The 24,896-nt window shown below is 33.6% G+C and carries 25 protein-coding genes; 3 read left to right on the forward strand and 22 right to left on the reverse strand.

Annotation, left to right across the window (positions count from 1 at the left end; translation table 11 throughout):
* Positions 1–202 precede the first annotated feature (202 nt).
* From KQI85_RS03645 to KQI85_RS03720, 16 genes are all read right to left on the reverse strand, one after another.
* Positions 203–979, reverse strand: a complete 777-nt coding sequence (locus KQI85_RS03645) for a protein-glutamate O-methyltransferase CheR (protein ID WP_216574736.1) — start codon at positions 977–979, stop codon at positions 203–205.
* A 37-nt stretch (positions 980–1,016) separates the two neighbouring features.
* Positions 1,017–2,096 carry a 30S ribosomal protein S1 gene (rpsA, locus tag KQI85_RS03650; RefSeq protein ID WP_216574737.1) on the reverse strand — a complete coding sequence of 360 codons (1,080 nt, stop codon included), beginning with the start codon at positions 2,094–2,096 and terminating at the stop codon, positions 1,017–1,019.
* Complete coding sequence (gene ispH, locus KQI85_RS03655; protein ID WP_216574738.1) at positions 2,077–2,922, reverse strand: 4-hydroxy-3-methylbut-2-enyl diphosphate reductase; 846 nt, start codon at positions 2,920–2,922, stop codon at positions 2,077–2,079. Before ispH ends, rpsA begins: the two co-directional genes overlap by 20 nt.
* A 156-nt stretch (positions 2,923–3,078) precedes the next feature.
* Positions 3,079–3,738 carry a (d)CMP kinase gene (gene cmk / locus KQI85_RS03660; RefSeq protein WP_216574739.1) on the reverse strand — a complete coding sequence of 220 codons (660 nt, stop codon included), beginning with the start codon at positions 3,736–3,738 and terminating at the stop codon, positions 3,079–3,081.
* A gap of 193 nt (positions 3,739–3,931) precedes the next feature.
* Entirely contained in the window at positions 3,932–5,164 is a 1,233-nt protein-coding gene (locus KQI85_RS03665; protein WP_216574740.1) for an NAD(P)/FAD-dependent oxidoreductase, read from the reverse strand.
* Entirely contained in the window at positions 5,157–6,083 is a 927-nt protein-coding gene (locus KQI85_RS03670) for a MurR/RpiR family transcriptional regulator (RefSeq protein WP_216574741.1), read from the reverse strand. The genes KQI85_RS03665 and KQI85_RS03670 overlap by 8 nt, the downstream gene beginning before the upstream one ends.
* 211 nt (positions 6,084–6,294) lie before the next feature.
* Positions 6,295–7,707 (reverse strand): oxaloacetate decarboxylase subunit alpha, encoded by a 1,413-nt coding sequence (locus KQI85_RS03675; RefSeq protein WP_216574742.1) that lies wholly within the window; start codon positions 7,705–7,707, stop codon positions 6,295–6,297.
* A 34-nt stretch (positions 7,708–7,741) separates the two neighbouring features.
* Positions 7,742–8,890: a sodium ion-translocating decarboxylase subunit beta gene (locus KQI85_RS03680; RefSeq protein ID WP_216574743.1), complete on the reverse strand. Its 1,149-nt coding sequence runs from the start codon at positions 8,888–8,890 to the stop codon at positions 7,742–7,744.
* Between the two features lie 43 nt (positions 8,891–8,933).
* The gene (locus KQI85_RS03685) at positions 8,934–9,305 is read right to left on the reverse strand and encodes a biotin/lipoyl-containing protein (RefSeq protein WP_216574744.1); all 372 of its coding nucleotides are present in this window, start codon (positions 9,303–9,305) and stop codon (positions 8,934–8,936) included.
* A 27-nt stretch (positions 9,306–9,332) separates the two neighbouring features.
* Complete coding sequence (locus KQI85_RS03690; RefSeq protein WP_253293735.1) at positions 9,333–10,133, reverse strand: OadG family protein; 801 nt, start codon at positions 10,131–10,133, stop codon at positions 9,333–9,335.
* Positions 10,134–10,147: 14 nt separating this feature from the next.
* Positions 10,148–11,596: an acyl-CoA carboxylase subunit beta gene (locus KQI85_RS03695; RefSeq protein ID WP_216574745.1), complete on the reverse strand. Its 1,449-nt coding sequence runs from the start codon at positions 11,594–11,596 to the stop codon at positions 10,148–10,150.
* A 108-nt stretch (positions 11,597–11,704) separates the two neighbouring features.
* The gene (locus KQI85_RS03700) at positions 11,705–13,048 is read right to left on the reverse strand and encodes an MATE family efflux transporter (protein WP_216574746.1); all 1,344 of its coding nucleotides are present in this window, start codon (positions 13,046–13,048) and stop codon (positions 11,705–11,707) included.
* A gap of 204 nt (positions 13,049–13,252) precedes the next feature.
* Positions 13,253–14,521 carry a D-alanyl-D-alanine carboxypeptidase family protein gene (locus tag KQI85_RS03705; protein WP_216574747.1) on the reverse strand — a complete coding sequence of 423 codons (1,269 nt, stop codon included), beginning with the start codon at positions 14,519–14,521 and terminating at the stop codon, positions 13,253–13,255.
* A gap of 67 nt (positions 14,522–14,588) precedes the next feature.
* Positions 14,589–15,056: a hypothetical protein gene (locus KQI85_RS03710; RefSeq protein ID WP_216574748.1), complete on the reverse strand. Its 468-nt coding sequence runs from the start codon at positions 15,054–15,056 to the stop codon at positions 14,589–14,591.
* 85 nt (positions 15,057–15,141) lie between these two features.
* Positions 15,142–15,765 (reverse strand): CDP-alcohol phosphatidyltransferase family protein, encoded by a 624-nt coding sequence (locus KQI85_RS03715; RefSeq protein WP_253293736.1) that lies wholly within the window; start codon positions 15,763–15,765, stop codon positions 15,142–15,144.
* Between the two features lie 109 nt (positions 15,766–15,874).
* Positions 15,875–16,333, reverse strand: coding sequence for a bacteriohemerythrin (locus KQI85_RS03720; protein ID WP_216574749.1), 459 nt, complete (start codon positions 16,331–16,333; stop codon positions 15,875–15,877).
* 160 nt (positions 16,334–16,493) lie between these two features.
* On the opposite strand from KQI85_RS03720, the gene KQI85_RS03725 reads away from it, so the two are divergent.
* Both KQI85_RS03725 and KQI85_RS03730 read left to right on the forward strand, forming a co-directional pair.
* The gene (locus KQI85_RS03725; RefSeq protein ID WP_216574750.1) at positions 16,494–17,180 is read left to right on the forward strand and encodes a response regulator transcription factor; all 687 of its coding nucleotides are present in this window, start codon (positions 16,494–16,496) and stop codon (positions 17,178–17,180) included.
* 16 nt (positions 17,181–17,196) lie between these two features.
* Positions 17,197–18,027: a sensor histidine kinase KdpD gene (locus tag KQI85_RS03730; RefSeq protein ID WP_216574751.1), complete on the forward strand. Its 831-nt coding sequence runs from the start codon at positions 17,197–17,199 to the stop codon at positions 18,025–18,027.
* A gap of 214 nt (positions 18,028–18,241) precedes the next feature.
* Here the strand turns inward: KQI85_RS03730 and KQI85_RS03735 are convergent, their stop codons facing one another.
* The 4 genes from KQI85_RS03735 to KQI85_RS03750 are packed head-to-tail and all read right to left on the reverse strand — an operon-like array spanning position 18,242 to position 21,551.
* Positions 18,242–19,945, reverse strand: coding sequence for an ABC transporter ATP-binding protein (locus KQI85_RS03735; RefSeq protein ID WP_216574752.1), 1,704 nt, complete (start codon positions 19,943–19,945; stop codon positions 18,242–18,244).
* Between the two features lie 2 nt (positions 19,946–19,947).
* Positions 19,948–20,793 carry a hypothetical protein gene (locus KQI85_RS03740; RefSeq protein ID WP_216574753.1) on the reverse strand — a complete coding sequence of 282 codons (846 nt, stop codon included), beginning with the start codon at positions 20,791–20,793 and terminating at the stop codon, positions 19,948–19,950.
* Position 20,794: 1 nt separating this feature from the next.
* Positions 20,795–21,076, reverse strand: a complete 282-nt coding sequence (locus KQI85_RS03745) for a PqqD family protein (RefSeq protein WP_216574754.1) — start codon at positions 21,074–21,076, stop codon at positions 20,795–20,797.
* The gene (locus KQI85_RS03750; protein ID WP_216574755.1) at positions 21,063–21,551 is read right to left on the reverse strand and encodes a S24/S26 family peptidase; all 489 of its coding nucleotides are present in this window, start codon (positions 21,549–21,551) and stop codon (positions 21,063–21,065) included. The genes KQI85_RS03745 and KQI85_RS03750 overlap by 14 nt, the downstream gene beginning before the upstream one ends.
* Positions 21,552–21,693: 142 nt before the next feature.
* On the opposite strand from KQI85_RS03750, the gene KQI85_RS03755 reads away from it, so the two are divergent.
* Positions 21,694–21,972: a PqqD family peptide modification chaperone gene (locus KQI85_RS03755; RefSeq protein ID WP_216574756.1), complete on the forward strand. Its 279-nt coding sequence runs from the start codon at positions 21,694–21,696 to the stop codon at positions 21,970–21,972.
* A gap of 139 nt (positions 21,973–22,111) precedes the next feature.
* On the opposite strand, the gene KQI85_RS03760 is transcribed toward KQI85_RS03755, so the two are convergent.
* Together KQI85_RS03760 and KQI85_RS03765 are read right to left on the reverse strand one after the other, a co-directional pair.
* Positions 22,112–23,503 (reverse strand): sugar transferase, encoded by a 1,392-nt coding sequence (locus KQI85_RS03760; RefSeq protein ID WP_216574757.1) that lies wholly within the window; start codon positions 23,501–23,503, stop codon positions 22,112–22,114.
* 357 nt (positions 23,504–23,860) lie between these two features.
* Entirely contained in the window at positions 23,861–24,826 is a 966-nt protein-coding gene (locus tag KQI85_RS03765; protein ID WP_216574758.1) for an acyltransferase, read from the reverse strand.
* Positions 24,827–24,896: the final 70 nt, after the last annotated feature.

Here is a 24,896-nt window from a genome sequence, read left to right on the forward strand (position 1 = left end):
TCCAGCTTCCTTCAGATTCCGCCTCACGGTGGACACCCTTGCCTTCGGCTATATCCTTCCCACTACCGGGTGGATTCGGGACTTTAACCCGTTAGAAACGTGCGCCGCTAGGCACACGAGCCTAAAAAATCCTGCAAAAACATATCTAATATGTCTTTGCAGGATTTTGTCATACATGCTTAATTAAGCTTATGAATAATCATTATTTCCTATAAAAGAAAGATCTGTCTGATTCATATCCATATTGTCTATATTGAATTATCTGTTCTGTACTTCCAACAAATAAGATACCATCATTAGCAAGTGCATTATAGAACTTACGATATATCTCATCTTTGGCTTCTTCAGTAAAATAAATCAATACATTACGGCATACAATCATATTGCAGCCTGTTGGATATTGATCTGTTAAAAGATTATGTTTCTTAAACTCAACACATCTCTTAATCTCATCAGATATCTGATAATTACTTGCACCAACTTTTGTAAAATATTTGTCAACAAATTCTTTTGGAAGTGATGCCAGACTCTTCTGGTTATACAGACCAAGCCTTGCCTTATCTAATACCTGGTTATCTATATCAGTAGCAATAATCTTAATCCTATTAGTTGGTATGAACTTAGATAAAAGCATTGCAAGTGAATAAGGCTCATCACCTGTAGAACATGCAGCACTCCATATCTTAATATTATTGCCATACTTCTTAACTAATTCTGGAAATACTATTGTCTCAAGTATCTTCCACTGTTCAGGATTTCTATAGAACTCTGATACATTAATGGTTAAAAAATTTACAAATTCTTCAAATAACTCTTTGTCCTTCTTAAGCTGTTCAACATACGTGTCATATCCCTTATAGTTATGTTTTGCTATAAGAGAATCTATACGTCTCTTCATCTGACGCTCTTTGTAAGCATTCAAATCTATCTTAGTCAGACCAAGGACTTTAACTTTAAAGCTTTCATAATCGTCTGCCATAAATGCATCCCCTTTACCTGTGTAAGTGAATAACTAATTATTCTTCTGTTGATTCAGCTTCTTCTGCTGTATCTAATGCTTTGATGCTTAAGCTGATTTTTTTGTCTTCATTGTTAAAATCAACAACTTTTGCTGTAACTTCCTGACCAACTTTTAATGCATCTGATGGCTTCTCAACATGTTCTTTTGAGATCTGTGATACATGTAATAATGCATCAACACCTGTCTCTAATTCAACAAATGCACCGAAATCTGTCATTCTTGCAACTTTACCAGTTACAACTGTTCCTACAGCATATTTTTTATCTGCATCTTTCCAAGGATTAGTATCATCAAATTTTAAGCTAAGAGCAATCTTATCACCTGTGATCTCTTTAATAAGAACTTTAACTTTATCTCCAACTTTGAATACTTTCTTTGGATTCTCAACTCTTCCCCATGACATCTCTGAGATGTGAAGAAGACCATCAGCACCACCAAGGTCAATAAATGCACCAAAATCTGTTACATTCTTAACTGTACCTTCTACAGTCATGCCAACGCTTAATTTTGCAAATAATTCTTTCTGTAATTCAGCTTTTTTAGCTACTAAAAGCTGTTTTCTGTCACCAATGATTCTTCTCTTCTTAGGATTGAATTCACTGATAACAAATTCGATCTCCTGTCCTGCATATTTATCAAGATTCTTCTCATAAGAATCTGATACAAGACTAGCTGGAATAAATACGCGAGTCTCATCAACTACTACGCTTAATCCTCCATCTAATACCTGTGATACTTTTGCTGTAAGTACCTCTTTGTTGTTGAAAGCTTCTTCTAATCTCTTGCTTCCTTTTTCTGCTGCTAATCTCTTATATGTTAATAATACCTGGCCTTCGCCATCATTAACCTTAAGTACCTTAGCCTGCATTGTGTCTCCTACGGAAACCATTGTAGTAAGGTCTACATTAGGTGTATTTGTATATTCACTTCTTGTAATTATACCGTCTGACTTATAACCAATGTTTAAGATGATTTCATCTTCTTTGACGTCAATAACTGAGCCTTCTACAACCTCTCCCGTACGTATTGTCTTTAATGATTCTTCAAGCATTTGTTCAAAACTTAATTCTGACATTAGTATGAACCTCCTCAATAATTTTTTTAGGGGTTGATGCCCCCGCTGTAATACCTACGCTACTTCCGGATCCCAGCATTGATAAGTCAAGGTCACCAAGTGTCTGTATATAGTAAGTATCTTTACATTCGCTTTTACATATTTCTACAAGCTTTTGCGTGTTAGAACTATGCTTACCACCGATTACAATCATAGTGTCAACCTTTGAAGCAATCTCTCTAGCTTCTCGCTGTCTTTCTTCGGTAGCATTACAAATCGTATTTAAGCACTTTATATCATAACCCTTTTTTTGAATAATTTCAACTAAATCTTTAAATTTCTTAAAATTAAATGTTGTCTGGGATACGATACACACTTTCTCACCCTGTTTAAGAGAAAGATTTTCGGCGTCTTCACTATTTCCTATAACATATGTGTCAGAATGTGCCCAACCCTTAATTCCTTCAACTTCAGGATGCCCTTCGTTACCGATAATAACTATCGTTCTACCTTCCATGCTCTCTTTTGATACTATACGATGAATTTTCTGAACAAAAGGACATGTTGCATCAACAATATCAAGTCCTTTGCTTTTCAACTTATCATAAACATCTTCAGATACACCATGGGATCTAATAACTACAGTACCATTTGTTATATCGTCTATTTCATCTATTCCATTAATAACCTGTACTCCTTTTTTTTCAAGGTCTTTTACAACCTCTTCATTATGAATTATAGGACCATATGTATATAATGATTCTTTTCCTACATTTTCATACACTTTTTCAACAGCCTTTTCAACTCCAAAGCAAAAGCCTGCGGTCTTAGCTACTATTACTTTCATTTCTCTGCCTTTCTTTTTTATATTGTTTAACATATTAACGTATAATCATGATTTTTTCAAGCATATTTTTTTCAATTTTGTTTTATAATAATTTTTTAATATTACCTATAAACATCGAAAAGATTACTGCCCATTTTATCTTATAATCATATTATTCTATTTGTTAAAAAGCTCAAGAATTCTCTTTGTAACTTCTTCTATTCCCATATCTGATGTATCTACAAGAATTGCATCATCTGCCTGTTTAAGTGGTGATTCCTGTCTGTGCATATCCTGATAATCTCTATTTTCGATATCTTTTTTTAGTTCTAAAAGAGATGGTGTCTCACCTTTTGCAACAAGTTCATCATATCTTCTCTTTGCTCTTTTCTCAGCTGATGCAGTAAGATATATTTTAAGGTCAGCATTAGGAAGCACGCAAGTTCCTATATCTCTTCCATCCATTATTACATTTTCTTTTGCAGCAATCTCTTTTTGTAACTCTACAAGTTTAGTTCTTACACATCTGTATGCTGATGTCTTTGATGCCATCTTGCCAACTTCTTCTTTTCTAAGTCTTCCTGTTACATTTTTTCCATTAAGGATAACCTGCTGCTCACCATTTTCATATTGAATATCAATTTTAACATCTGCACATTCAGCTTTTATGGCATCTTCATCTGTGACATCTGTTCCTCTGTCTATAAAATGTATTGCCATTGCTCTATACATTGCTCCTGTATCAACATAGATATATCCTAATTCTTTTGCACATCTCTTAGCTATTGTACTCTTTCCGGCTCCTGCTGGCCCATCTATTGCTATATTCTTTGACATAATATCCTTTTCCTTTCAATTATTTTTTATGCTATTTAACTTTTATAAAGCATATATCTGTATATATACAGTGAAAATTTGTATTATATTTTAATATGCTTTGTCATCTCAATTTTATAATTACTTTTCTAATCTATACTGCTATATCAGGCTCTTATATTATCCTGTTCTTACGGATTCTGCTCTTACTATTCTAGTTCATCTCATCTGCCATAGCTGCCATATATGCTGTAGACCACGCTATCTGAAGATTGAATCCACCTGTAAGTGCATCAAGGTCAAGTACTTCTCCTATAAAATAAAGATTATGTACTAACTTTGACTCCATTGTCTGTGGATTAATCTCTTTTACAGATATTCCACCTTTTGTTATAATTGCTTCATTATAACTTCTGTATCCATTAAGCGTAAGTTCAAAGTTCTTAATTACATTAACAAGATTGTGTCTTTCTTCTTTGGTAATCTCATTAACTTTCTTATCTTCATCAATACCTGATTTAAGAATTATAATCGGTATTATTTTTTTTGGCAAAAGTGCATCTAATGAATTGCGGAAGCACTTATTAATATTACTATCAAAATCTCTTAATATTCTATCATCTAACTGTTCAGTAGTAAGTGCCGGTTTAAGATCTATTACAAGTTTGAGTTCCTTGTCTACATATTTGATAACATAACTGCTTGCACTTATTATTATCGGACCACTGACACCAAAATGTGTAAACAAAAGTTCTCCGAATTCTGAATATATCTTTTTCTTGCCACAATATATAGTTCCTTCAATATTCCTAAGTGACAATCCCTGTAAGTCTTTTATCCATTCTTCTTTTACATTGAATGGAACAAGTGACGGTGATAAAGGAACAATTGTATGTCCGGCTTCTCTTGCAAATCGATATCCGTCTCCTGTGCTTCCGGTTGACTGATATGAGAATCCGCCTGTTGCAACAGTAACAATATCTGCCATAATCTTCTTATTATTTGCAAGTACAACTCCTTTTACTGTTCCTTCTTCGATTATAAGTTCCTTAACTTCTGTATTATAATGTACTTCAACGCCATATCTATGCATAGCTTTCTTAAGTGTATTAATAACATCCTGTGACTTGTCTGATTCTGGAAATACTCTGTTTCCTCGTTCAACTTTAATCTTTAATCCTTCTTCTTCAAAAAAATTCATCACATCATGGTTGTTATATGTATAAAATGCACTATATAAGAACTTTTTATTAGATATAACATTGTTAAATAAATCTTCTGTATCACATGCATTAGTTATATTACATCTGCCTTTTCCTGTTATATATAACTTTTTACCCAGTTTTTCATTTTTTTCAAGCACATGAACTTCATTGCCTTTTTTTGCATAAAAAACTGACGCAAACATTCCGGCAGCTCCGCCACCTACAACTACTACTTTACTCATCTTTTTCACCTATATTTCTAAATTTTTCAACAACATTCTCACTTACAACATCAAGCTCATCTTTGTTATATACCTGATATTCATCCCATATCTCTTCAAGTGTCTCCAAATTGTTAATTACTTTATCTTTTTTCTTCATACATAATGCAACTATAAGAGCATTAACAACGCTAAGTGGTGCAACCAAAGAATCTACGATTGATGCCATATCACTTCTTGCAAGCAGATTACATGATGAATACAGATTCATTGGGGAATGTTTTGAATCTGTTATGGCTATAACCTTGGCATTGCGATTATTGGCAAATTCCAAGGCTTTCAGTGTTCTTACCGAATATCTTGGAAAACTTATTCCTATTATTACGTCTTCCTCATTAATTCGTATCATCTGTTCAAACAATTCACTGCTATTATTCGTATTAATATTCCTTACATCATCAAATATGAGATTTAGATAAAAAGATAAAAAACTTGCAATTGGAGCACAGCTTCGTATTCCAATGACATATATTGTTCTTGCAGATGATATTGTCTCAACTGCCTGTTCAAATGCTTTTTTATCTATCTCATCTTTAGTAAGTTTTATCTTCTCTGCATCGGCGTCAAGTATATATTCTAACACTTTTGACTGGCTCATCTGTCCTGATGCAATCTCTATTCTCTGTATTGAATTAAGTTTCGTCCTTACTAACTCTTCTAATGCTTCCTGAAACTGTGGATATCCTTCATATCCTAATTGCATTGCAAATCTTACTACTGTTGATTCACTTACTGCAACTGCTTTGCCAAGCCTTGCTGCTGTTAAAAATACTGCTTTATCATAACTTGTCATTATATAGTTGGCAAGTCTTTTTTGTCCTTTGCTAAAAGTGGGCATCTTCTCACACAACCGACTCATTAAATCGTCTGAATTCCCCATATTCACACCTCGTTATCTTTATATTTGGCATAATCTCTGCCTGGCATTATATGTCGCATATATCTGTATGGATACTTCTTTATATCTATATAATTGCATATTACGCAAAAACACCATCATTCATTATAACAACGATGATGGTGTTTTTCTACTCTTTTTTGAGTTTTATTTAATTATTTTTAATAGACACAATGTCTATAATTCGTTTTTCTTAGACTGGATATACCTTATTTTCCTTGTCTGCTGACTTAGGATCTACTTTTGTCTGCTGAGCTTCTCTATATTCAAAGAAATCTTTTGCAACCTGTGGGAAAAGCGCATATGTAAGTACATCTTCATCCTGCTGTTTCCACTGTGCACATTCTTTCTCAAATTTTGGAAGCTGTGGCTCAATTAAGTCTGCAGGACGGCATGTAATTACTTTTTCATCACCAATACACTTCTTTTGTACTTCAGCATTAAATGGTTTAACTGTCTGTCCAAATTCTCCCATAAGAACTTTCTTAGACTCTTTTGTAACCATCTTATATCTCTCGCCCTGTAATACATTAAGAACTGCCTGTGTACCAACAATCTGTGATGATGGTGTAACAAGTGGTGGTTCACCAAAGTCTTTACGAACTCTTGGTATCTCTTCAAGAACTGCCTGGTATTTATCTTCCTGTTTTGCTTCTTTTAACTGTGATACAAGGTTAGATAACATACCACCTGGTACCTGATATAATAATGTCTTAATATTAACACCAAGTACTTTTGGATTCATAAGCCCTGTCTCTAATGCTTTTTCTCTCATTGGTCTGAAATAATCAGCTATCTCAGCTAAAAGATTCTGATCAAGGCCTGTATCATAAGGTGTTCCCTTGAATGTCTCAACCATAACTTCTGTTGCCGGCTGGCTTGTTCCCATTGAGAATGGTGAGATTGCTGTATCAATTACATCTGCACCGGCTTCAACAGCTTTAAGATATGTCATTGAAGCAACACCTGATGTATAATGTGTATGAATCTGAATTGGAAGTTTTGTACCATCTTTTAATGCCTGAACAAGTTCAGTTGCTTTATATGGAACTAAAAGTCCTGCCATATCTTTAATACAGATTGAATCAGCACCCATATCTTCAATTTTCTTAGCTGTTTCTTTCCAATAGTCAAGTGTATATGCATCTCCAAGTGTATATGAAAGTGCAATCTGTGCATGACCTTTCTCTTTGTTAGCTGCTTTTACAGCTGTCTGTAAGTTACGAAGATCATTAAAACAGTCAAAGATACGAATGATATCAATACCATTGGCAATTGATTTTTGTACAAAATATTCTACAACATCATCTGCATAATGATTATATCCAAGAATATTCTGACCTCTGAATAACATCTGTAATTTTGTATTTTTAAATCCATCTCTTAACTTTCTAAGTCTTTCCCATGGATCTTCTTTTAAGAAACGAAGTGATGCATCGAATGTTGCACCTCCCCAGCATTCTACTGAATGATAACCAACTTTATCCATCTTATCAATAATCGGAAGCATATCTTCTGTTGTCATTCTTGTTGCTATAAGAGACTGATGTGCATCACGCAATACAGTTTCAGTAATTTTTAATGGTTTTTTTACCTGTTCTGCCATGACTCATTATCCTCCTGAATTCTATATATTCCTTTTATACTCCAAATATCGCCATAAATACACCGGCTGCTACCGCTGTACCAATAACACCGGCAACGTTAGGTCCCATCGCATGCATCAATAAGAAGTTTGTAGGATCTTCTTTTGCTCCAACTTTTTGTGCAACTCTGGCTGCCATTGGAACTGCTGATACACCGGCTGCACCAATAAGTGGATTAACTTTGCCATGTGTAACTTTGCACATTAACTTACCAAACAGTACACCGGCTGCTGTACCAATTGCGAATGCAATAAGTCCAAGTGCAACTATCTTAAGTGTTGTAGCTTTTAAGAATGCTTCAGCACTTGTTGTAGCACCTACTGATGTACCAAGAAGAATTACAACTATATACATAAGAGCATTAGATGCTGTCTCTGTAAGCTGTTTAACAACACCGCTTTCTCTGAATAAGTTTCCTAACATAAGCATACCAACAAGTGGTGCTGTTGTAGGAAGAATAAGTACTACAATGATTGTTACAATTATTGGGAATAGAATCTTCTCAAGTTTTGAAACAGGTCTTAGCTGTTCCATCTTAATAGCTCTTTCTTCTTTTGTTGTCAAAAGTCTCATAATTGGTGGCTGAATGATTGGAACAAGTGACATATATGAATATGCTGCAACCGCTATAGGCCCCATATATTCTGTCTGTCCAAGCTTACCAGCAAGGAAGATTGATGTAGGTCCGTCAGCACCACCGATAATTGATATTGCTGCTGCGGCTTTATCACCAAATCCCATCATAATCGCAAAAAAGTATGCTGCGAATATACCAAACTGTGCTGCAGCTCCAAGTAAGAAGCTTGCAGGGTTAGCTATAAGTGGTGCAAAGTCTGTCATCGCACCAACACCCATAAAGATTAATGAAGGTAAAATACTCCATTCATCTAATAAATAAAAATAATGTAGTAAACCGCCCACGCCATTTGAGGTATCTTCTGGAGACGCCATAATGTCAGGGAACATATTTACAAGTAGCATTCCGAAAGAAATAGGAACTAAAAGTAATGGTTCATACTCTTTCTTTATTGCAAAATAAAGGAAAATCAGTGCTACGCATATCATAAGAACGTTGCCCCATGTCAAACTGAAGAACGCTGTCTGATGTATCAGATTTCCCATGGTCTCTGTAAAGTATTCCATTGTATAACCTCCTAGCTTAGTGTTTTTTGTACATTGTCATGTACTAATTTAATGTAGCTAATACTGCGCCTGCTTCTACTGAATCACCAACTGCTACATTAACACTGGCTACTGTTCCGTCCTGTGGAGCTACGATTTCATTTTCCATCTTCATAGCTTCAAGAATTAAGATTACTTCACCTTTTTTAACTGTCTGGCCTTCATTAGCTTTAATTGCAAGAATCTTGCCTGGCATTGGAGCATTAACTTTAACACTTCCTTCTGCACCTGTAGCTTTTGGTGCTTCTGCCTTTGGTGCTGCTTTAGGTGCTGCTTTTTTAACTGGTGCAGACTGTGTCTGTGCTGCTCCTGATGTACCTTCTTCAACTGTTACGTCATATACGTTTCCATTTACAGTAATTGTATAACTCTTCATGAATATATCCTCCTGTTTAATCCTTAATTAGGCTCTGCGCCATCTCTGATTGCCTGCTCTCTTAATAGATCTTACAACAAGACCATCTGCAGAAGTATTCTCTGATGCTGCAATTGCTGCTGTTATAACAGCTACAAGTTCAAGGTCATCAACCAGATCTTCTTCAACTTCTTCAGTCTTTGTTATCTGCTCTACTACATTAGATGCAGTTTCTTTTACTTCTACTTTCTTAGATTTAAGCTTATTCTCTAATCTGCTAATATACTTAAATAATGAGAATATGAATGTCATAAATATAAGAACAATGAATACAGTACCCATACCCATAAGTGTATTAAGTGCTGCTTTTTCCATCTTCTCACCAAATGTATATATAGCTGATGCTGATGCTGATGTAAGCACTGCCTGATACTGGTTAGTTGATGATGAGAGAATGAGTTTAAAGTCTGCTTTTGCTTCAACATTTCTCTCGCTGCAGTTAACAATAAACTTAGCTTCAAAACCATCTTCAGTATATGTTATGCTATAATCTGTTGTTCCTGTGTATTCGCCACATTCTTTGATCTCTTTATAAAAATTCAAAATAGAACTTGCATCTTCGCTATATCCTGATGATTCAACGCTGTCAATATATGATTCGATACTGTCCTCTTCTTCAGCAACTGCTGATGTAATAAAAGAATCAACATAACTTATTACATTCTCTTCGCCACCAAGAACGCTTGGATCAATCGTTTTAGCACTTGCGAATACCTGTCCGGCTCCACCCCAGACAATCATGGTAATCATACAGGTAATCATTAATATTACTTTTTTCATATTTTTCATATTATTTCACCTCACTATATCGTACCATGTTTTTTAGCTGGTCGGTCCTCTCTTTTTGTATATAACATCTCAAATGCTGCTATTATACGTTTTCTTGTATCGCAAGCTTCGATTATATCATCAACATATCCTCTCTTTGCAGCGGCTAATGCACTTGACTGAAGTTTCTCATATTCTGCTGATTTTTCTGAGATAAGTTTTGTAGCATCATCTGCATTATTAATCTCATCTGCATACATAATCTTAACTGCTGACTGTGCCTGCATCATACCAATCTTGGCATCTGGCCATGCATATACGATGTCTGCACCTATTGACTTGCTGTTCATTGCAAGATAAGCACTTCCAAATGCTTCTCCAATTACAACATTAACTTTTGGTATTGTTGCATTAGCAAATGCATATGTAAGTTTTGCAACTGCTTTTGCTATTGTCTTTTCTTCATCTACAGTAGCTTTATATCCATTAACATTAGTAAGTGTTAATACCGGAATATTAAATGCATCACAGAAATTAATAAATTCTGCTGCTTTTTCACATCCATTAGTTGTTAATTCAGGCTTATATGAATCTGTAAGATTCATCTCATCATCATAGACTTCTGTACGGTTTGCAACTGCACCAACTGTCATTCCATTAAGTCTTATAAAACCTGTAACCATATCTTTAGCATATGATTTTTTAACTTCATAGAAGAAATTATCATCTGATATGTTAGATAATGCAATTGATGTATCACCTTTTGCATTAGCAAGATCTGAACATACTCTGTTAAGATCATCTGTACATTCATCGTATGAATTATCATCTTCATTATTGGCAGGTAAGATATTAACAAGTGTTCTTATCTGTTCAATTACTGCATCTTCATCTCCTGTAAAGTCAACAATTCCTGTTTCTTTGCTCTGGAAGTCTGCACCTGCTGTATCCTGTGATTTATTCTCTGAGAGTGCATTAGGACTATTTACAAACAGTTTTGCATTCTTCTCTTCCATGAATGTAAAATCAGTAAGTGTTGGAATTATTGCAAGTCCACCACCACAATTACCAAATATTGCTGTAATCTGTGGTATTACACCAGATGCCATTGTCTGTTTTAAATATAATTCTCCAAAACCATTAAGTGCATCTGTAGCTTCCTGTAACCTTAAACCGGCACAATCTATAAGACCGATAACAGGTGCTCCCATCTTCATAGCTAAATCATAAACTTTTGCAATTTTCTTTGCATGCATCTCGCCAAGTGCTCCATTAAGTACTGTTGCATCCTGACTGTATACATACACCAGATTGCCATCAATAACACCATATCCGGTTATGACACCATCTGCAGGGGTTTCTTTGTGCTGTAAGTTAAAATCAGTATTTCTCGCAGTAACATAACCACCGATTTCAACGAAACTATTATCATCAAGTAAAGCATTAATTCTCTTACTTGCTGATACCTGTGCTGTATTACTCATTTTTCAGCCCTCCATTTTCTCCAAATTTTCAAAAGTAAAAACTTTAATTTCTGCCGCTTATAATTGTATAACTTTAGCAAAAAAATATCAAGAAAAATATATGTTTTTTTACTGTTCGTTATATTTTTTCGGTATTTTTAACATAGGGTTTCTAATTATCTGTACTATGAGCGGCAAAACCATCAGAACCCAGACAATAGGTTCTGCGACAATTATCCCCATATACCCGATTTGTGGTGCAAGAAATGTCGCAATGAGAAATTTACCAAACAGTTCAATGAAGCTTGATACAATTGGTGTTATATGATCTCCAATTCCCTGCATAGCATTTCTTATAATACAAATCATTGCCGGAAAGAAATAAAAAAGTGTGTCAATTTTAAGATATTTACACGCTGTATCAATTATCTCTTTTTCATCCGTTGCAGTAACCATTTTAATAAGCGTTGGTGCTACAGTATAACTTAGAATCATCATAATTATACTCCAGGCAAAGCTCACAAGAATTACATTTCTAAGTGCTTTTCTGATTCTCTCTATCTGTCCTGCGCCAAGATTCTGTCCGCAGAATGTTGCCATGGTTGTACCAAGTACACTAAACAGAAGCATATAGAGTTCTGTAATCTTTCTGGCTGCTGTATGTGCTACAATTATATTATTATTAAATGTATTAATTGTACCCTGTAGTGCTACTGTTCCAAGTGAGACAAGCGACATCATAAATCCCATCGAAAGTCCTGACTGAAACATTTTTTTAACCATTTCCTTTGGTACTTTAAAGTCACTTCTGTTTATGCGAAGAATATCATATCTTTTCCAGATATATATAACGCATAATACAAAGGAAATTATCTGTGCAATTATTGTTGCTGCTGCTGCACCTCTTACTCCTGTTTTTAGTACCTTTATGAAGAATAGATCTCCTGCAATATTGAGTGCTGTCGATACTCCAAGGAATACAAGCGGTGTTACTGTATCACCTATCGCTCTTAATACACCTGCACATATATTATAGAGCATTGATGCAGTCATTCCTGCAAATATTATACTTATGTAAGCATAAGATTCATTAAGCAATTCATCTTTTGTATTAAGTAATATAAGTAATGGTTTTAAAAATACAAGTGACAATATCGTCAAAACCACTGATACCATAAGTCCAAGCTTAACTGTTCCAGCTACAGCTTTTTTCATCTCTTTTATATCACCGGCACCAAAGCTTCGGGATACCTGAATTGCAAATCCATTAGTAAGTCCAAGTAAAAAACCTACTATAAGTGTATTAACAGGATTCGTTGCCCCAACAGCCGCAAGTGCTTTATTACCAAGTGTTTCACCAACTATTCTTGTATCAACAAGACTATATAAAAGCTGAAGCACATTACCAATTAATACAGGAATTGCAAATTCAATTATCAGTCTGGTACTGTTTCCTTTTGTAAGATCTTTCATTTTAACTCCTCGTCTATTTCCTACGATATTTGAATTGCTGTTTTTTTTATCATTGTCTATTTTTATAGTGTGATATTCAAATATCTTTTTTGTATTATAAGATAATCTAAATCTATTATTATCTAATACTTCATTATACAAAATATCATATTTCTACAATAAGAGCTATATTCTTATTATTCACTTTAATATTTTAAAAATATATTAATTGCTAACTATATTCTTGCAAAAATATATTCCTGTTATAATCTTCAAAATATCTGCAAAAGTTGTTTTTTTTGCATCATTAAGAATATATATATCATATTCTGCTATCACTTCATTGTTAAGATAATAGACAACATTACCTATTATTTCGCCTTTTTTTACCGGTAGCATTATATCTTTTTTTATATTAATATTCTTTTTGTAAAAATCATCCCCGCATATAAGCATCTCTATTTTCTCATCAGCATCTTTTTCTACTTCAAAGTCAATATGTATATTACCAGTAAGTGAATTACCAGAATATATATCAGTCCCATCAATTATAGTATCTGAATATATATTATTTTTTTGATAATTGTCTATTCCATATTCCATTAGTCTTCGTGTATCTGACCATTTGTAATTCTTATTAGATGGCCAGCCACATCCAAGCAAAGAGACTACATATCTTCTGCCTTCATCTTCAAGTGCACATACATAACAATAACCTGCTTCTGATGTAAAACCAGTCTTGCCACTTATAACGCCCTCCATCATATTAAGAAAAGCATTATGATTATATACTGAATAACTTTTTTCACCTGATATATCAGTAAAAGTATAATCTGAAGTTCTTGTTATCTCAATGAACCTTTCTGCTGATGGCGACTCATTGATGCAATAACTCATTATCTTAGCTAAATCGACAGCTGTTGTATGATGCTTACCTGATTCATCTGTTGCATCAAGTCCATTAGGTGTAATAAAATATGTATTATAAGCACCTATCTCCCTAGCTTTTTTATTCATCAGCTTTGCAAATTCTTCAACACTTCCTGATACTCCCTGTGCTATTGCAAATGCAGTATCATTATGTGACTCAAGCATAAGTGAATAATATAGATCTCCTATATAAAATTCTTCATCACTATTCATGCCAAGCTTGACTTTTGGCTGTGAAGCTGCCTCTTCGCTTACTTTTACTATCAAGTCATCCTCTACATTCTCAAGTGCTACTATAAGTGTCATTATCTTGGTTGTACTTGCCATTGCACGTTCATCATATCCATTTTTCTCATACAGAACACGACCACTGTCTGCATCCATAAGGCATGCTGACAATGCATATAGATCATTATCTTTTATCTCAGACTGTCCATATACATATATTTTTACCGGCTGCCACATAACAATAACAGCCGGTAAAAATATAGTAATTATTAATTTTAACAACCTGTTCTGTCTAAGTTTTCGTATTATGTCCGTTTTAATTATGTTAATTGTCACTCTTGCTCATCTGCCCATATCTGTATTTCTACAATTTTATGTATGGACATTCCTCATATATGACTAATTATTTCAAACTTTCCATCTCTATTTTATACATATAATCAACAGCGATCCTTGTAAGCCCAAGTATAAATTGAATATCTGTAACAGATACTACCTCCTGTTCAAGGCACGATCCCATATATGTCTGTGTTCCTATACCAAGATTACAAAAGCGTTTGATAATTATCTCTATATCCGAATAGATCTTAATACCCTCTTTTTTATATTTTGCAAGTGTAAGAGCATAATTGCCGTCATCTTCTCTTGCAAGATATGTCATAAAATCTCTGACACCTTTTACCGCAATCTTTAATGCCATTGTACACTTTTCTTCATTCTGAACATTATTTCTAAAAAGTGAATCTGCTTCTTTGACCTTAGCTAAAGCCTTATCATATTCCATCTTTAGCTGTGGTCTTACTTTATAAAGACCAAATTCATCATATCTAAGTTTAAGTACCTCACCCTTTGTGCATAAACTAACCGCCATATTCTACCTTCCCTTTCAAATATATATCATTCTCTATTATCTGTTCGTTCATCACACTCCTTAATATACTATTATCAGTAGTCTGTTATTCACCACTTTCTCTAAGTATCTTATTATATCTCATAATGTACATTACAAATGAGAGTGCCATAAAGAATATACATACTGCTATAAGTACATCTGCAAGCACTACATTAATATCAGGAAATATAAGTAATATAAGCATCACTGCATATAATACTACTGTGCTAATCTTACCATACCACATTGCTCCATGATTCTCACCACTTTGTCTTATAACTTTAAGTCCTGCTATCCCCATATATGACTCTTTTACAAAGAATAGTACAAGTAATGGTATCATCATATTGTATCTGCTCATAAGACATAATGCTAACATTCCCTGTGTAACCTTATCCGCAATCGGATCTACAATCTTACCAATTTCTGTTATCATATTAAATTTTCTTGCTATAAAACCATCCATACAGTCTGTTAGCCCTGAAATTGCAATTATTATTGCTGCAATATAATAGTCTTTTGTCTCATTCGCATTAAGATATACATACGCAAATAAAAACGCAAGAATAAATCTTATGTAACTTAAAATATTTGGTATCGAAAAAATCTGTTTTTTAAGTTCTTTTTTCATAACTTTTCTCCATTGTCTTATTTGATTTGTATTCTGAATGGATAATATCTCACTCATCAGAATCCTCTGTATTTATTATAGCATACTTTCGCAAAAAAAGTGTTGTTTTTTAACAACACTTTTCGTAATATGTCAACTTTTTTCAACAAGTTTCACAGAATATTTTTTAATTGGTAATACCATTCTTTAATTCTTCTTCCGTAAGGTTTTCTTTAAGTGTCTTTACAATAGTAACATCCTCGCAAAGCATATGGGAAAATATCCAGTCTTGAATATTATCTCGTAATATTTTCAATTCCCCATTTGGATCTTTCGCCATCTTTGGCAAATCTATCTGCTGAACATAAGTATAGAAATACATATGATTTTTCTTATGTTCCTTTAGAATAATTCTGTCAAAACCCGCTTTTTCCATCATTCGCTCTTCTTCATAAAAATGATATGATACAAATTCTCTAAGTTCACATACTATATTAACCAAGTCCCTTGGTTTTACATTCTCACAATTCTGTATAAGAAGCTGTTCAATATTTCTTGCTATTCTAAATATCTCCTTATGTTGTTCATCAAGTATCGGAATTCCAAGTTCCATTTCTGCACTCCAGTCAAATTTAAAGTCAAACATGCATCCAACCTCCAATAGTTACTTTTTATGTGTTTCGCACATTTTTATTCTACATATATTTCGGCACTTTTACTAACAATTGCAAGTCTTAATTGATAAAATTGTTTTTTTATGATACACTCAGATGGAAACTATTTATTTCTATGGAGGACATTTTTTTATGTACAAGATTATGCTTATCGATGATGATAAGGAAACTTTACAAATCAACAAAAAATATCTTGAAAGTGACCATTTTCAAGTTTTCACATATGACAACCCATTAAAAGCAATAAAAGAATTATCTTGTATAATTCCTGACTGTATAGTGCTTGATGTAATGATGCCGGCACTTGATGGTTTTGCAGCCTGCAAAAAGATGAGAACAATTACAAAAGCACCAATTATCTTCCTTACAGGGCTTACATCTGAAGAAGATAAGATAAAAGGACTGGTTCTTGGTGGTGATGATTATCTTATCAAGCCTTATAGTCTAAGAGAACTTTCTGTGCGTATAAAAGTTAATATCAGACGAACCATTGCATATTCAAAACCGGATAATATGCTCTCATTTCCGCCATTAAGTATCAACACTATTACACACGAAGTTATGTGTAATGATGAAGAGATCAAGCTTAGCAACAGAGAATATGAGCTTTTGGCTATCCTTATAGATAAACCTAACGAACTTATAACATTTGAAGAGATCTCTAATAGTCTTTGGGGAGGTTACTCTTCATCCGACAGGCAATCTATAATGGTTAATATGAGCCGCCTAAGAAAAAAATTCAGTATGTATGATGGTCTTGAAAATTATATTGAAACAGTATGGTCTAAAGGATACATATTCAAATTTAGACAAAGATAACATGGAGAATAATATTATGAAAAAAAAATATCAAAAACCTGATGTTGACATAGTTGAAGAATTGACAAAAAAGCTTTTTATCGCCAACAAAAATCTTGAAAATGAGAAAAAGCAAAAAAATGAGATAATCAGCAATATATCTCACGATCTTCGTGCTCCTCTCACAACGATAAGAAGTAGTGTAGATTATCTTAATCAATCTTATGATACTATATCTTCTGATGAATTAAAAAATACTTTAAATATAATGGATGGACGTCTGTCTGTCCTCGAAACGCTTGTTAATGATTTATTTTATCTTATATCTATTAATAGTAAGCGTGGCCATTTCAAATATGAATCTATTAATCTTACTCCACTTATTGAAGAATACTATTATACACTTCTAAGTGATGACAGTTATTGCAATCGTAATCTTTCGCTAGATTGTGACAGTGATGCTATTCTCACTGTTAATGCTGATGTTAAGAGAATATTAAGAGTTCTAGATAATCTAACTACTAATGCAAAAAAATATTCCCATGATAATGATTCTATAACAATTGGTATCAAAGACGGTCTCCTCACACCTCTTTGTGAAGATAATGAAGTTCTTGTATATGTGAAAGATACCGGAATAGGCATCGCCAAGAATTATATCGATAAAATATTTGAACGTTCTTATACTGTTTCAAGAGCAAGGACTCCTGATTCTTCATCCGGAAGTGGTCTTGGTCTTGCTATTGTAAAAGAGATAATTACAAAACATAATGGCAGAGTATGGTGTGAAAGTATCCCTAAAAAAGGAAGCACTTTCTACTTTACACTAAAAAAAGCTGCTGCTTCAGATCCATCAGATAAAAGATAAGATTATTCATAAAGATTATTATTAAAGATTATTATTAATTAACACGATTCAAAATGCCATTAATACTAAAGGCTAATATAGATTAGTAAATATCACTTTACCAAATCTATATTAGCCTTTTTAATTATATGATATCGGAGTCAAAAGCCCTTTCACCCACCTGTGAGCAAGCTCACGTGAGTTTAGATCTTTTGACACTGGCATCATTATATTACTATATATTAAGTTCTTCTTCTAATATCTTCTTATTCTCAAGCTTAATCTCTCGATCACAATAATTAAGCACTGATCGTCTGTGAGTTATCAAAAGACATGTAGGTGATGGCTTATATTCTCTTATACTTTGTAATACTTTAAGTTCTGTTTTTTCATCAAGAGAAGATGTTGCTTCATCAAGAATTAAGAATGGAGCTTTTCTTACAAGCGCTCTTGCTATTGAGACTCTCTGTGCCTGTCCTTCTGACAAACCATGTCCTCTCTCGCCTATTACAGTCTCTATACCATCTGGAAGTTCTTTTATAAAATCATAAGCACATGCTGCTTTCAAAGCATCTATAACTTCTTCATCACTTGCATCTCTGTTACCCATTCGTACACATGATGCTATAGTTCCACTAAAAAGTGTATTACCTTGTGGAACATAAGATATGAATTCTCGTGAACCTGCATTAGCACTTTCTGATCTATAATTATCATAGAACTCTATATTACCTGATACTTTTGTAACAAATGACATAATAAGTCTTACAAGTGTTGTCTTACCTATTCCGGATTCACCGACAATCGCAACGAATTCGCCCGGATTAATTGACAGATCTGCTTCATCAATTACCATCTCATCAGTATATCCAAATGAAAGATTATTAATTCTTAGTCCGACATTCTCCGGTATAATCTCTGTACAGGTCCTCTCTTCAGCTTCAAGATTCTGAATCTCCATAACTCGTCCTGCTGATGCTAGAATTGCAATTACTTTTGGCACATAATTAGCAAGACTTATAATAGGTGCCTGAACTCTGTTAACAAGAGTTAAGAATACAGTCATAGTACCGTATGTTATCTCTCCTTTTGATATACAATATATTCCCCATACAAATGCAACAAGATATCCTATCTGGAATGTCATGCTCATAGTTGTAGATGCAACAAGACCTACCTTTGTCTTTTTCAGTACCCATCCAAACCTTTCTTCTCTAAGCTGTTTTAAACGTTTAGATGAGTATTTTTCATCGCAAAAAGTCTTAATTATAAGAATATTGCTAAGACTCTCATTAATAAATGATCTGTATCTTGATTCTGATTCCTGTACCTTGACAGTAAGATATTTCAATTTTCTTCCAAGAAATGCACTTGCAAGTACTGCAAATGGTGCAAATATAAGTGCAAAAAATGCAAGAGCCGCATTGTAGCTTAAAAGTGTAAAAAATGTAGCAAACAATTGCACTATTAATATTATGATCGTTGGAATTGTATTAGCGATACCATCAGCTATACTATTAGTATCACTTGTAAGCCTTGTCATAAGGTCTCCGGTATGATATTTTGATATCTCAGCCCATTTTGTATCGAGTATCTTGTCATATACCTGCTTTCGTATACCAAATGAGAACTTCTCATTGACCATTACGCCCATCAGCGAGCTTAACACTGACACTACTTCTGATGCAACAACTACAACTACATACAATATTATATAATCAACAAGTGTCTTACCACCACTGGCACCATCAATTATCTTCTGTGTAATAATAGTTGTCCATATTGATGCAAAAGTTCCAAATATAGATAATAACATCATAAATGTTAACTTTGGAATATATGGCTTTGTATAATGCATCAGCCATTTTATATATTTTTGCTGATTCGAAAAATCTTTTATGAACCTTGTATATCTGTTATCAGTTAATTTCGAACTCAATTCTATTCCTCCCTAAATGCCTCATCAATAGCTGCCTTAACAGCTCTAAAAGCTGATTTTTTCTTAGTACATTCAAGTATGTACATATCTGTTACTTCCCCGATAGCAGCACTTACATCTGTATTCATCGACACCATCTCAGGCGTAAATGTAGGTGTAAAGCATCTAGCTGTAAGCATCAGAATTCCATTCAGTATGTCTGGTTTTTTAACAACATCTTTTCTACTCCTGACAAGAAAAATAATTCCACCAAGTTTCACTTTTTTATTCATAAAACGTCTTGAAGAACCAGCCCATGGAAGTCCATAAGCATATACATCATTACCTTCTCTTGTAAGTACGCAAAGATCTCCATCAAGAATCCTGGCATCTGTCTCTTGAATCCACATATTCGTATGTGTAGTCTTACCTGTTCCGGATGATGCAGAAAAGACATACGCCTTATCTCTGTATACAATAGAAGATGAATGTACTGCTATCATTCCTCTCTCTTGAACTTTAAAAAAGAATATGTCTCTAATCGCACAAAAAAGTGGATACTCAAGATAATCATCCCATCTGACATATATATGTGCATTCTTCAAATCCTTAGAGATTATACTTCCATTAACTGGAAGATTTCTATATTCAAGCTTATATTCTTTATCGTTCTCAGTAACATGTATTCTATTACAATCAACAAGAGTCTTATCTTCATCATCTATCAGAAAATCATCATAATCTCTTATGTCAATAATGCAATCTGCACTTTTGTCACCACTATATTCGAATTCTGTCAAATCATCTGAAAGATATTCTGTTCTGTCTATTATCAGTTCCAAAATGATATCTGCTATTAAATACTTCACTTTATTCCTCCACTACTGCTCCATATTCTATTGCTGCAGCAATAAATTCATCAAGATCTTTAGTAAGTACAGCCTTATCATCTTCTGTTTCTGCTTCATATTTTTCAATCATCTTAGCAAGAATATTCTCTCTTGTCGTATCTTCTTTCATACATTCAAGAATAAAAGCTGCTGTATCATTAATGTGAAGCATATTCTTATAATCAACAACATTCTGTCCTACTGGTATAATAACATATTTACCAGCGATCTCTTTTACTACATATCCATTATTTATTCTCATCTCTATACCCTTTCCAAAAAATTCTCTTAAGCATATCATATATCTTAAGTATATATGGTCTTACTGGTCTAAGTATCATCCATAATGAAGTCCAAAATCTGTAACGTTTGTCACTGCAGGAAATCTCTTTTCCCTTTCTTACTATGGAATCGGCAACTGCTAACATCTGTTCTTCTCTCAGAGGGCCTTCAATTATCCTCTGATAATCTCCCATCATGTAATATTCTCTTTTATCGTAATCTACTTTATATATTCTATGCAATACATATTTACCATTATCTCTACGATAAAGACATATATCTCCACGCTTCAATGGAAACTCTATCTTCTTCAGTTTCGCAAAATCACGTTTTCCAACAATAAGAGGATACATACTGATTCCCTTTGGCGATAACTTAAAAAGTTTACCATCATTAACAAATTCAAGCATAACCGGTATCCAGTCGTCTGCTCCTATATAATCCTCATCTGTCATACATACTTCCTCCATAAACAATCTTTTATATTCTATCCCACTATACAATAAAAATCAATAAAAATATATTAATTTACATTGTCTTTTTTATAAAAATATGTTAGTATATTTTTGTATGGTCAGTGGTATTAGGAGGAATATAATGACAGAAAATAGTAAAGTTAAGTTAATCAAAGCTCTTGACGTAACAGAACTGTCAGGTGAAAAAGTAATGATAGATTTTTCAACTGGCAAATATTTTGTACTAGTTGGAAGCGGCAACGATATCTGGGACATGCTTGGTAATGAGCCAATCTCAGTTGCTCAGATAAAATCTAATTTGCTTGATATTTATGATGTAGATGAAGATACTTGTCTTAAGGAAACTATGACTTTCCTTGATAAGATGAATTCTAATGGTTTTATTGAAGTAATAGATTAATCCGACATAACCTTTATGATTTAACAACTATCAGCTTACAAAAGCAATTATTAAAAGAGAACCGATTGCGTTATGAACAGTTCGCAACCGGTTCTCTTTTAATAATTATGCAATTCCTATAATTCTCAACTGGTATCTATTAATAGGCGCCTTTGTGGCTAAATACAAGTAATACCGTTCTTATCAGTATCTTAATATCAAGCCAAACGCTCCAATCGTCTATATACTGTGTGTCAAGTCTTACTACTTCTTCAAAATCTTTGATATCACTTCTACCGCTTACCTGCCACATTCCTGTAATACCAGGCTTTATGCTGATTCTTCGCCAATGGCTTCTCTCATAAGCTGATACTTCATCAACCGTAGGTGGTCTTGTCCCTACAAGGCTCATGTCTCCTTTAAGTACATTAAAAAATTGTGGAAGTTCATCAATACTTGTCTTTCGTAAGAATCCTCCTACTTTTGTAACTCGTGGATCATTCTCGATCTTAAACATAAGACCGTTTCCCATCTCATTCTTTTGCATAAGATCTTTTTTCTTCGCTTCTGCGTCAACACACATTGTTCTAAACTTAAAGATCTTAAACTTTCTACCATTCATCCCGACTCTCACCTGTTTAAAAAATATCGGTCCTTTTGAGTCAATCTTAATAGCAATAGCTGCTATAAGCATAATCGGTGAGCTGATGAGGATTCCAAAAGTGGCACCAATAATGTCTAATGCTCTCTTTACAACTTTTTCAGCATTATTAAATGATATAGTATGATATGTTACAACAGGATATGTACCAATAGAACTTACATAACTGTTAGCGCTTCGAGGTTTGTAGAAGTTCATAACTACTCGTGCTGTAACACCCATCTCAAGACATATATCAAGTAATGGCTGAAGTGTAAGTGTGTCATCTGTATTACGCATAAAATACACCTGATCCACACTCTTTTTTCTGATAATCTGCTCAAGATCATCAACGCTTCCAAGATAACGGGCTGTATCATAATCCTTATCATAAGTTATATATCCAAGAATATTCATCTTGATATTAGTCTTATTGACAAAATATGTAAACTTATCAAAGTCTTCCCTGTTACCTGCAAGTATTGTTCTTGCAATATATTGATTTTTGCTAAATTTGCCAAGTATACGGACAATAAACGTATCTGCAAGAAGTGCAATATAACCTATTACAAGAAAAATAATAAAACACTGCGTTCTTTTTTCTGCATTACCACCTACAAAATTAAGCAGTGCTAATGTAGAAACTGCTGCAATCGCAAATGAACGGGCTGTTCTTTTTACCATTCTGTCTATATAAAAGAATGTTGTAATATTATATATACGCTCTTCTTTGTTCGACAAAATGTAAATCAATATAAATACCCCATACACTATGGTCGATTGCAAATTAGCGACACTGTCGCCGATTCCTCCCCCAAGTACCAGACTTATAAGGAAGGCACATGCTCCGACTAATATATCTAGTAATATGTGACCTGTATTAGTGGTTGCATTGACATTAGTTTTGTTCATAACCATTCCTCCGCATTTAACCCTATATAGTGCGCATTATTAATTATAGTCTATAAATACTGAATTGTCTATTCGTAATTTAATATAAGGTTAAATTTTGTACATTTCTTAACTTTTTTTATCTTTAAGGTAATCTTATTTAACATTTTTTCATAAAATAAAGTGATCCATTATCATGAATCACTTATTCTGTCTCAATGCACTTAAGGCATCTCTCTATTATACGTCTATTATAAGGGTCCGTGCGCTAGTGCGTCTACACTAGCTATTATAGTACAACACTTTACATCTAACTTAAATAGTCTATTAGGACTATTTTTGCAAAACCATACATCTGACTTAGATAGTCTATTAGGATCATTTTTTCAAAACCATACCTATAATTTTCTTATAGATAATTGATATTCCAAATGCCGCAAGCACTGATAATACATTAGTCACAACACCAAATCTGTCAAACTGTATTCCTATCTTAAAATATATAAATGTAAAAATATACAAAACTTTCTCATGAAAAAGATACATCTCAAGTGTATAATCTCCAAGCATTTTTGATATTTTCATATCTATTCTAATTTTTTCCAATATAAGTGTAATTGTAATAATTAGAAAAACCGTCATCATTGTCTCAGCAACATATCGAAATCCTGCACTGTATACCGCATCTTTGAATACCAACATTAATACTACTGGAACTATGAAAAGAATTGCACTTATTATCCATACAGATCTTGAAATCTTCTTTTCTTCTTTTGCTGCAACTGCACATATCATTCCAATAAAATATATAATAAACCTATATGAAAATTGTATAATATGGTTCATAAATCCATTGCGTCCTGCAACCACAATAACTACATACAATATACCTATTACCGTCATTGTAGCTTTTCTATTCTTACGATATAGCGTAAGAAACCCAGGTGTGAGAAGATATAGCATTACTATTGCACTGATAAACCAATATAGCAAATTACCATTGTACCAATAATATATTGACATACACTTCGCAACAAACTCACCAATTCCTATTCTTCCTATTATAACCTGTGGCAGGCACCATACAAATACAACAGGCAATGTTGTCCTAAATATTCTTTTTAACCTCTTTATAATAAATGCTTTCGCATCCGGATTCTTATCCCAGGAATATAGCATTGCATATCCTGACAGGAAAAAGAACATCGATACACCTATATCTGTAAGTGCTTTGAATCTATAAAGTGTCTCTGGCAGGTATATCGATGTATGATATATAACAATCAATAGCATAGATATTCCCATTAGTTCTCTTCTGTGCTTTCCTATAATAGAATAATTCATATAACTTTTTCTCCTTTATCTATCCCACTAACTGATAATTACAAAATTTATACTAATAAGCAAATATCTT

Origin of the sequence: Falcatimonas sp. MSJ-15 (genome assembly GCF_018918265.1) — a bacterium.
GTDB lineage: Bacteria > Bacillota > Clostridia > Lachnospirales > Lachnospiraceae > Falcatimonas.